The following is a 10799-nucleotide window of genomic DNA, read 5'->3' as shown; positions in this document are numbered from 1 at the left end:
TGATCGGTGGAGCGGGTCAGGACACGCTCGAGGGGATGGACGGCAATGACGCGCTCTATGGTGGCGCGGGGAATGATTTGCTTGTCGGTGGCACGGGGAGCGACACCTACTACTTTGGCCGGGGAGATGGGCAGGACACCATCATCGGCATGCCTTTTAGTCCTGGCGAAAGGGATCGCATTCAGCTCGGAGCCGGATTGTCGCGAGGAGACATAAAACTCGGTGCGCAAGGCGCCGATCTTCTGCTTCAGGCAGGTGAAGACATGCTCACGGTTCGCGACTATCTTGCCCTCACTTTGCAAGATCGACCGGACGTGTTCTTTGCCGACGGCTCCGTCTGGGCCAAACTGGAGCTTGACGAGCTTGCACGGCCTCATTCTCCTGCTCTTTCGACGCCTTTGCTTGACATCACAACGGCTCAGGATGTGCCTTTTTCTTATGCACTCACTGGTGTCTTTACCGACCAGGACGCTGCCGATGTTCTTAGCTATAGCGTTACCCTGCTCGATGGAGCTCCTCTTCCTGGTTGGTTGAGTTTCGACTCCGCCACACTTGTTCTCGCTGGAAAGCCGAAAAATGCGGATGTTGGTGAGCTTGATATCCGTGTTGTGGCCACCGACAAGAGTGGCTTCAGTATTTCGGATGCTTTCCACCTCAAAGTGTTGAACATCAATGACGCCCCTTTAGTTCTTGCAGGAATTCCAGATATCAACGCCAAAGAAGCAGCTGTGTTCAGCTATGTGTTGCCGGCCGATGCCTTCAAGGATCTTGACGCAGGAGATCGACTGACGCTTTCAGCAACTCTTGTCGGTGGGCTGCCATTGCCGTCATGGCTGAGTTTCAAGTCAGATACGGGAACATTTATTGGCACTCCACCCACAGGCAGCGCTGGATCCCTGGAACTTGTAGTAACCGCAACAGATATTGCGGGTGCTTCGGTGAGCGATATGTTCCGGTTGGCAATCAGCGAAGCAATTACCACGGTTGCCGGCACTGGCGTTGCTGACGTGCTTACCGGCACGTCAGGCGCTGACGTTCTATATGGTTTTGCGGGCAATGACACTTTGAACGGTGGTGACGGTCGCGACGTGCTGGATGGTGGTGCTGGCAGCGATCTCATGACGGGTGGTTCGGGCGATGACACTTATGTCGTTGACGCGTCGGGGGACAGGGTCATTGAGGGCGCGAACGGAGGTATCGATCTTGTCCAGTCCAGCATTAACTATACGCTCGGCAACAACCTCGAAAACCTGACGCTGCTCGGCACCAGCGGGCTGAGCGGTGCGGGTAACGGACTGGACAACCGCTTGATCGGTAATGCAGGGGCAAACCAGCTTACAGGTGGGGCAGGGAGTGATCTGCTTGATGGCGGCGCCGGCCGAGACACCTTGGTGGGTGGAGTGGGTAATGACACCTATATGCTCAACCGCGGTAGCGGCCTTGATACCGTGGCAGAAAACGATAGCACTGCAGGCAATGCCGACGTCTTGCAGACGGGGGCTGACATCGCCGCCACCCAACTCTGGTTTGCACGCAACGGCAACAATCTCGAAGTCAGCATCATCGGCACGGCTGACAAAATGGTGGTCAGCAACTGGTACTCGGGTAGCCCGTATCACGTCGAGCAGTTCAAAAGCGGTGACGGCAAAGTGCTCATCGATAGTCAGGTCAATGCGCTGGTCAGTGCGATGGCTTCATTCGCCCCACCGGTTGCTGGACAGACGACATTGCCGAGTACTTATCAGGCAAGCCTTAATGCCGTTATTGCGGCCAACTGGAAATAACTTGTAGCACCTGCAGTGAATACGGACAGGGCTGAGCCTTCAGTCCTGTCCGTGTTTTTGAGCCCTGTGCCAAGCGAGGCTTCTGTTTGAATCGAGTGGTATGGGGTCACAAGACAATAACGGACAGCACGTAGTGATCGATCCGCGGTCAGAAATAGCGGAGGCTAACCCTTAGCAGGTGGGCGCTGCCGAAGCAATGACTCGGTGCAACTCGTCCTGTATAGGCTGGAACGTGTTGCCGTCTGGGGGAAGGGTTGAATGCTTGCGCGCAGACGGGTTTTTCAGCACGCGGCTTTGTCGCGGCATGATCGGCAAAATTTTCGACGTCTGGTTCGCTGCAAATGAATGACGACACTTTGGGCGTAAGCAAAGCCATTTGAGATCGCGAAAATGGTGAAATAGTTGATTTTTTGTTGGCCTCAGTCAAAAAAATCTTGCTGCGCTGAAGGGCCCTAGCTTGGGCCTGGATCTGCGCGATGATGCACAATAATTTGCAAAGCAGTACCGACTCAACGCAGGGGCGAGAATATGAGGATGTTTTTGTTTCTTGCCACTATTAACCCGGCAACATTTTAGGCAGCACAGTCGGCTTCGAACCTTTTGCGAGTCAACGACTTACAGTACCCGGATGTAAGGTAATTTGTTGCCGGTTTAATAGCGTCTTAAACGGAAATCGCGACATAATATTTATTGGAATAAATAATAAATATTAAAGTTATTTTTCTATCTAAAGGACGTCAAATGAGATGGCTTAAGGTGGTTATTTGGCCAATTTTATTGGTAGGATTGCTTGAGGCATGTGGCCAAGATTACCCAAAAAAGCCGTTGCAATGGCGGGAAGAGGTTCAGCTTTCTGATGGACGAGTGGTGTGGGTTGAGCGCACAGCGTCGGCAGACGGTATGCACGAAATGGGCGGTCCTTCAGGCATCAAGAATGAACACTACAGTTTGCGATTTTCCCCGCCAGGCGACGCTCCACTACCTGCGTGGGAAAGCAAATATCGTCCAATGATCTTTAATTACAATTCAGAAAAAAAAGAGTGGTATATCGTTTCATCATTTTATAACGGTTGCGAAACATGGTTCGAGTTGGAGCAGCCAAAGTACCCCTATATAGAGTTTGTTTTTCGTCAAGGGGCCTGGGTTCGGGTACCGTTGGATGAAAGGCTCGTTGGACAAAAAACAAATATGTACCGTGAAATCGACTTGGAGAAAGGCGAGCCTTTTTCAATCGATTTAAAACGTAAAGCCACGCAGAGAACTGGCGCCTGGGGGGTGGTGTATCAGCGAATTATTACTTTTGAAGAAGTTCAGTCTGAGTATAACTATGACAAAGAGTGTAGGCACACTACCGTTGAGGTTTGTGAGGAATATAGTGTTGATAAGTCCTGCAAAAAAAAGACTTTTCTTAAATATAAAGAAGGGGGAGCGTCGTGGTAAGCAATGAATTGTATGCAGAGTTTTCAGGCCGTGTTTATAGTCGCGCTAACTTTAAAAATAAAGTCCCGGATATGCAGTACTGCGGCTGGACTGAGTACTTGGTGCCTGATCAGTTAGACGGCTTCTCTGCCGGTGTGTTTACGAACGGAGGGGAAACGGTCGTAGCCTTTACTGGCACAAATGACCCAAGCATTTCGCTGTCGCAACCCGACTGGCAGGCTAATGCCGCCTTAGGCACAGGATTGGTGCCGAATCGGCAGTTGGTGGATGCAATTGAGTTAGTTCTCAGGAACTACAAAGACGACATCAGCTTTACGGGACACTCCTTGGGGGGGGGCTTGGCGTCCGTGATGGCGATTTTGTTTGATAAGCGCGCTACAGTTTTTGATCCTGCGCCGTTCAAAGCCACTGTGCTGAACTCTGCTTCATTGATAGCTGTCAAATTGATGCTGATAAATGATGGATACACGAATTTTCCGGAATCGCTAAAAAAATACTTTGACGCGGCGGAGATTCAGCTATCCATGCCGATCGGTAGTCCAATACTGACAGCAATGCTTATGCTGCGTGAATCAAATGTGACGGGTAGTTACCTAGACGGCGAGATACTTGAACATTTGCGCGTATTGGTTCCATATATTGGCTCGCTCACCAATATATCGACACCGGGAGATATCACAAATTCGATCGACTTACACTCAATCGATCTGCTGAATGTGATATTGCGATCTAAAGATTTTTACTCTGCTTTCCTTAAAAACAGCAAAGCAATTGATGTGTTTTTTGACGAAAGTCTATACAAAAGCTCAGATCTGAGGGGCTCCGATGCGCCTGATTTTTTGGCCAATTTATTGCGTCGGGATATCGAAAATAGAGGTTTGCTAGACTCCCTGGCGAAAGAGATGAACAAAATCCATGATGCGTCTGGTGCTGCTGACGATGCCATGGTTAAAGGCTTGCTGGCTGCACTTACCCAATATTACTTTTATGCTCAGGGTAATAATATAGATCCGCTATTTTATGAACTTAACGGAGGCGTTCAGTTCGAGTCGGCCAAACTCGTTTCGCAAGCAGATACAAAAGGCTGGGATCTTTTGCTGCCAGCCATTCAGGCCTTGGCTGTTTCGCAAGCAAAAGGGGCAGTAAGTCTCACTGATTTTGATCGGTTCAGTGTTCGGTCTGGCAGTGACGCTATGTCTGCCAATACCTCGAACGACAGCAAGCGCGATTTGATGCTTGGAAGCCTGCAGGGAGATACCCTGCATGGCGGTGATGGCAACGACATGCTGCTTGGTGATTACGGCAGTGACTTGCTGCTGGGGGGCGGGGATAACGATACCTTGGTCGGTGGTATTGGTACAGATACGCTGGATGGTGGTGACGGCGACGATAGTCTTGTGGGGGGGCTGGGATTCGATACCTACGATGTCAGCGACGGAGGTTTGGATATTGTTGTTGATGCCGATGGTAAAGGCCGTGTCGGAGATTTTTATGGCGGAGAAGAAACAAGCTATGGTTCTGGTGTTTATACAGGTGGTGGGTATACCTACATTCAGGCTGGAAGTGACCTGTATGTGATGGGAGGTGCTGGTCCGGTTATTATTAAGAAATTCACCAATGACGATCTTGGAATTCATCTTGAAAAGAAAGAAGAAGATCCAAATCCGTTTCAGCGTGCTCAAAAAACGACCAGCCCATTGATTCTGGATTTGGATGGTGATGGCGTAGAAACAATCGGCAAGTCGGCCTATATCCACTTCGATCACGACGGCAATCATTTTGCAGAGAATACTGGTTGGGTTGGGCAAGATGATGGTTTGCTGGTGCGTGATTTGGATGGCAACGGCCAGATTGATAGCGGCAAAGAATTATTCGGAAGCAATACTGTACTGTCGAGTGGTAAGGTGGCGAGCGATGGCTTCGCGGCACTGGTGGAACTCGATAGTAATCACGACGGCCGGGTCGATATTAATGACGAAGATTTTTCTTCTCTACGGGTGTGGAAGGATGCAAACAGTGATGGATTGGTAGATGCCGGTGAACTGCTAACTTTGGCTGAGGCTAATGTTGATGCTTTGAATGTTGCCTTCTCATCCTCGAATCAAACTGATTCCGCGGGCAATCAGCATCTCCTAAATGGAAATTTTATTCGCACTGATGGTGTCGTAGCGCCCATGACAGATGTCTGGTTCAGTGTGAATTACAAGAGTACGCAAGACCTAGGTCTAGTGCCTGTTAGTGATGAAATCGCAGCCATGCCCAATGTGGGTGGTTCAGGCAATGTAAGTAGTTTGCAGCAGGCGATGGCAAAGGATGCTAGCGGCCATTTGAAATCGCTGGTTGATAAATTTTCGCTGGAAACCGATCCTGATTTGCGAAAGTCAATTTTGACAACTCTCATCTACGCCTGGGCTGGCGTCGAAGGAGTTGATCCGTCAAGCCGCGCAGCGCGGATGATTTATGGGAACGCCATTGGGGATGCTCGAAAACTTGCTACGTTGGAGGCTATTTACGGCGAAAGCTACCTAGGAACATGGTGCTGGGGGGAGCGGGATCCGAATCCTCACGGCCCGGCGGCTGCGATTTTGCTGAAAGAGTTCGATGCAATATCAAGCAAAATTTATGTGCAATTGATGGCGCAAACCCATCTTAAGGATATATACGAGAGTGTTTCATTAAAATTTGATTCTGCAGCGGGTGGTTACATATTTGATGTGTCAGATATGGTTGATGCGCTTCAAAAAAGTAATGAAATCGATGGTGTTGCCTACGCACGATTGGCTAAGGACTTAGTCGATAATTTGAGAGCGGATGGTTCGTTTGGCGAGCAGGTTTTGAATGCACTTCAGCTTAAGGCTCTTGATAATGGGCCGGGTTTTCTTTCCCCGTTTCTTGTTGGGTTCTCAGCTGTGATTGTGGGCGGTGCTGGTGCTGACGCGCTATTTGGTACAAATGGGAACGATTTGATTCAGGGGTTAAGTGGGGGTGATGGCCTGTACGGACGTTCGGGAAATGATACTTTGGATGGTGGTGTTGGCAATGATCTGCTTCAAGGTGAAGGCGGGGATGATGTCTATATATTTAGGGCGGGAGATGGGCAAGACATCTTATTGGACTACGATACCCGTATAGGTAATGTTGATACGATTCACTTCTCGACGGGAATAAAACCAGAGGATGTAGTCGTTGTTCGCGACTTATTCAATTTGAACGTTAGTTTGCGCGGCAGCACAGATTCATTAGCCATATCTAATTGGTTTGGTGGCGAGGCGTACCAAATAGAGCGAATTGAATTTTCTGACGGCACTAGTTGGGACAGGGATGCAGTGCTTTCGCGTCTTGTTGCGCCGCTAGGCACAGCAGGCGATGACGCTCTGTACGGGGCGGATATAACTGACGCGCTGTCGGCTATGGCAGGAAATGACACGCTGTATGGTTTTGGTGGCCGCGACACGCTTGATGGTGGCGAGGGGGATGACTATTTATTTGGCGGCAATGATGCGGACAAACTTCAAGGCGGTGGCGGAAACGATGTTATTTATGGAGAGGTCGGCGGCGACGCAGTGGATGGTGGCGCAGGTGACGACGCTCTGTTTGGTGGCAATGACGCGGACAATCTTCAGGGTGGCAGTGGAGGCGACAAGCTCTATGGAGAAAATGGCAACGATACGCTAGCCGGTGGGGCTGGTGACGATGAACTCATTGGTGGTGCAGGAGATGATGTTTATATTTTCGTGCGCGGCGATGGCCGGGATACGATCATTGAAGATTATCAAGATAGTACGACGATACTGATTGCTGATTTGAGTTTGGATGAACTGGCATTCAGTCGATTCGGACAAGATCTAAAAGTACGGTTTTTAACAAGTCGTACTGATGAGATCATTCTGTCTAATTTTTACACAGATGACAGCCCGCGCAGTGCTTTGAAATTGAGCTATTCCGATGGAACAAGCCTGTTACTGGATGCCCAGGCTTTGTTGCAGCGGACCTCGGTGGGGACAGCATTTGATGATCGCCTTGAAGGTGGAGGCGGTGATGATTCGCTGCAAGGACTTTCGGGGAGCGATGCTCTTCTGGGTATGACGGGTAACGATACTCTGGTTGGTGGCTCTGGCAACGACACACTTAATGGCGGCTCAGGCGCTGATGCCATGGCGGGTGGCTTGGGTGACGATGCCTATGTTGTTGATGATGTGGGTGATGTGATTACTGAGGCGACCGGGGAGGGAATAGATACAGTAAGTAGTTCGCTGAGCATTACTCTTTCGAGCAACGTGGAGAACCTCCTACTTGTTGGCAATAGCAATATTGATGCGACAGGCAACGAAGAAGCTAATGTAATACAAGGGAATAGCGACGCAAACCGGATCATTGGTTTAGGCGGAGGCGACGAACTCAAGGGTGATGCCGGCGACGATGCATTAGACGGTGGTTCGGGTGACGATTTTCTTGATGGCGGCTTAGGGATTGATACTCTTGTCGGAGGGCTTGGCGATGACATTTTCTTGGTGGATCGTGCCGACGATATCGTGATCGAAAATACCGGCGAAGGTACCGATACCGTTCGGGCAACTGCTAGCTATGTTTTGTCGGCCGATGTTGAGAATCTTGTGCTTGACGCAAACGGTGGGAGTATCGACGGCACCGGAAATTCCTTGGCTAATTATCTTTCCGGAAATGATTATGGTAACCGCCTCAATGGAGGAAATGGCGCCGATACGCTAGAGGGGCAGGGCGGGGACGACACCTATGTTCTCGATACATTGGATGATCTAATTATCGAGGCTCAAGATGGCGGGGACGATACGGTCGAAATTGGTCTGACCTATACGCTTGGCAATAATCTGGAAGGGTTGATATTGACTGGCGCTGACCATATTGATGGCACCGGTAATGATAGTGATAACACTTTGCTCGGTAATGACGGGAATAATCAACTCTCAGGTGGCTCGGGTGGCGATTCACTTGAAGGCGGTGTTGGAAACGATACGCTTGATGGTGGCGCAGATGATGACTTTATGGTTGGTGGCGTGGGTGATGATGCCTACGCTACCGACAGCCAGGGTGACCGTATTCGAGAATTATTCGATGAAGGTATTGATACTGAAATTCGTAGTTTTGAAACTACCTACCTTCTGGCGGATAACGTTGAAAATTTGACGCTGACAGGAACAATTTATCGCGGCAATGGGAATGATCTCAATAATGTAATTATTGGAAATGATGCCGATAATAATCTGCTGGGTCTTGAAGGCGACGACTCGTTGATAGGTGGTGGTGGGGCTGATGCTTTGTTTGGCGGTGTCGGCCAGGATACCCTGATTGGCGGCGAGGGCGACGACTATTACGAGATCGACGATGCTGGCGACGTCATTGTAGAAAATTCCAATGAAGGTGACGACTTTGTTCGTTCAGCCGTCAGTTGGACACTAGGCGCTAATCTGGAGCGCCTCGCCGTTGATGGTGATGCAGATCTAACGTTGACAGGCAATGGTCTTAACAACGGCTTGTGGGGAAATGGCGGTAATAATGTCCTGAACGGCGGTTGGGGTGATGATTACCTCGCGGGCGGCCAAGGCGACGATGTCTATGTGTTCAACAAGGGCGATGGTCAGGATTCCATTGATAACACCGACATCCTTGGCGCAGTCGACACCCTGCGGTTTGGTGCGGGGATTGCTGACACCGACGTAATGGCGTTTCAATCCGGAACCCACATTTTTTTCAAAATAAAGGGCACGACAGATCAAATCGCTTTAATTAATTACTTCGGTTCAGATTCGGATCTGGATGGCCAAACAGCAGACCATAAGATTGATCGGGTGGAGTTCGCCAATGGTGTCGTTTGGGACCAAGCCATGGTTCAGACCGTTGTGGATCGCGCTAGCAACAACCATTCTCCGACAGTGAACAGCTACCTTCCGACCTTGCAGGCTAAAGCGGGGAGTGCCTTTAACTATACGATTGCTGCCAATACCATTACAGATCCGGATGTCTGGGACTCGATTACCTATAGCGTCAAAATGGCCGATGGTTCCGCTGTGCCTGCTTGGCTGACTTTTGATGCCGCTACGCGTACTCTTTCGGGCACTCCGGGCGCAAGTAATGTGGGGTCGCTCCAGTTCATTCTTTGGGGGACAGACAATTACGGTTATTCGGCTGGCGAATACGTCAATATGACGATTGGCGCTCCCAACCACGCTCCCGTACTGTCTATCGCACTCGTAGATCAGGTTGCCGCGCAAGGGGCTATGTTTAGTTACACAGTTCCATCAGGCGCCTTTACCGACGCCGATGCCGGCGATACGCTGTCCTATAGCGCGACGCTAGCGGATGGGAGTGCGTTGCCATCCTGGCTGGTTTTTAATACGGCGACTCGTACCTTTAGTGGTACGCCAACATCGACTGGCACGCTCAGCATTAAGGTCACCTCTAAAGATACGGGCAACCTGACAACATCCGATATTTTCGATGTTGTCGTTAGTATCCAAAATCAAACCTTGAACGGTACCGCCGCCGCGGACTCCTTGAGTGGTGGCGCAGGCAATGATGTGCTCAATGGTTTGGCCGGTAGTGACACCCTTAAAGGGGGGGCGGGGAATGACACCTTGAATGGTGGTGCCGGAAATGACTCCATGACTGGAGGTCTCGGCGACGACAGCTATGTTGTCGACAGTGCATCCGATATCGTGACTGAGGCTGTCAATGAGGGGATAGATCTTGTTCAGTCCAGCGTCACTTATACGTTGAGCGCCAACGTAGAAAACCTGACCCTGACTGGCACGGCGGCCATCAACGGCACGGGCAATGCGCTCGACAACGTACTGACCGGCAATAGCGCGGTGAATACCCTCACGGGAGCCGCAGGCAATGACACGCTTGACGGTGGTGCAGGCGCAGACAGCCTGATCGGTGGCGCGGGTAACGACACCTACGTGGTCGATAACACGGGCGATGTGGTGACAGAGAATGCCAGTGAAGGTACGGACCTTGTCAAAGCAGGCGTGACCTATACCCTCAGCAACAACGTCGAGAACCTGACCCTGACTGGCACAACCGCCATCAACGGAACGGGCAACGCACTGGACAACCTGCTGACAGGGAACAGCGGTGTGAACACCCTCACGGGTGCAGCCGGGAATGACACTCTCGATGGGGCTGCTGGGAACGACAGTCTGGTTGGCGGTGTCGGCAACGACACCTACGTGCTGGGACGTGGCTATGGCACGGATACTGTTACCGAAAACGACACGACCACGGGCAATACTGACGTTCTCAAGACCGCAACCGACATCAGTTCCAGTCAGTTGTGGTTCGTCAAGAACGGCAACAACCTGGAAGTCAGTGTCATTGGTACGAGTGACAAGATGGTGGTGAGCAACTGGTACTTGGGCAGTCAGTACCATGTCGAGCAGTTCAAGTCTGGTGATGGCAAAACACTGTTGGATAGCCAAGTGGCTAACCTGGTGAGCGCCATGGCGGCTTTCGCGCCTCCGGCAGCGGGGCAAACGACTTTGCCGACCAACTACCAGTCGAGTCTCAACACTGTCATCGCGGCCAACTGGAAGTAAT

General features: G+C 50.8%; 3 protein-coding genes. All 3 read left to right on the top strand.

Annotated elements, in window-relative coordinates; translation table 11 throughout:
* A partial coding sequence (locus tag ABDB87_RS00230; RefSeq protein ID WP_345923021.1) for a putative Ig domain-containing protein occupies positions 1-1784 on the top strand: 1784 nt, incomplete at its 5' end.
* A gap of 741 nt (positions 1785-2525) precedes the next feature.
* Entirely contained in the window at positions 2526-3224 is a 699-nt protein-coding gene (locus tag ABDB87_RS00225; RefSeq protein ID WP_345923019.1) for a hypothetical protein, read from the top strand.
* On the top strand, positions 3218-10798 hold the full coding sequence (locus tag ABDB87_RS00220) for a calcium-binding protein (RefSeq protein WP_345923018.1): 7581 nt from the start codon (positions 3218-3220) through the stop codon (positions 10796-10798). The genes ABDB87_RS00225 and ABDB87_RS00220 overlap by 7 nt, the downstream gene beginning before the upstream one ends.
* Position 10799: the final 1 nt, after the last annotated feature.

Source organism: Uliginosibacterium paludis (assembly GCF_039631355.1).
GTDB lineage: Bacteria > Pseudomonadota > Gammaproteobacteria > Burkholderiales > Rhodocyclaceae > Uliginosibacterium > Uliginosibacterium paludis.
The sequence above is the reverse complement of the archived record's forward strand: the minus strand, read 5'-3'. Positions and strand labels throughout refer to the sequence as shown.

Excerpts from the sequence above, each read along its gene's own strand:
- ABDB87_RS00225 (WP_345923019.1), top strand. The coding sequence starts at position 2,526 with ATGAGATGGCTTAAGGTGGTTATTTGGCCAATTTTATTGGTAGGATTG.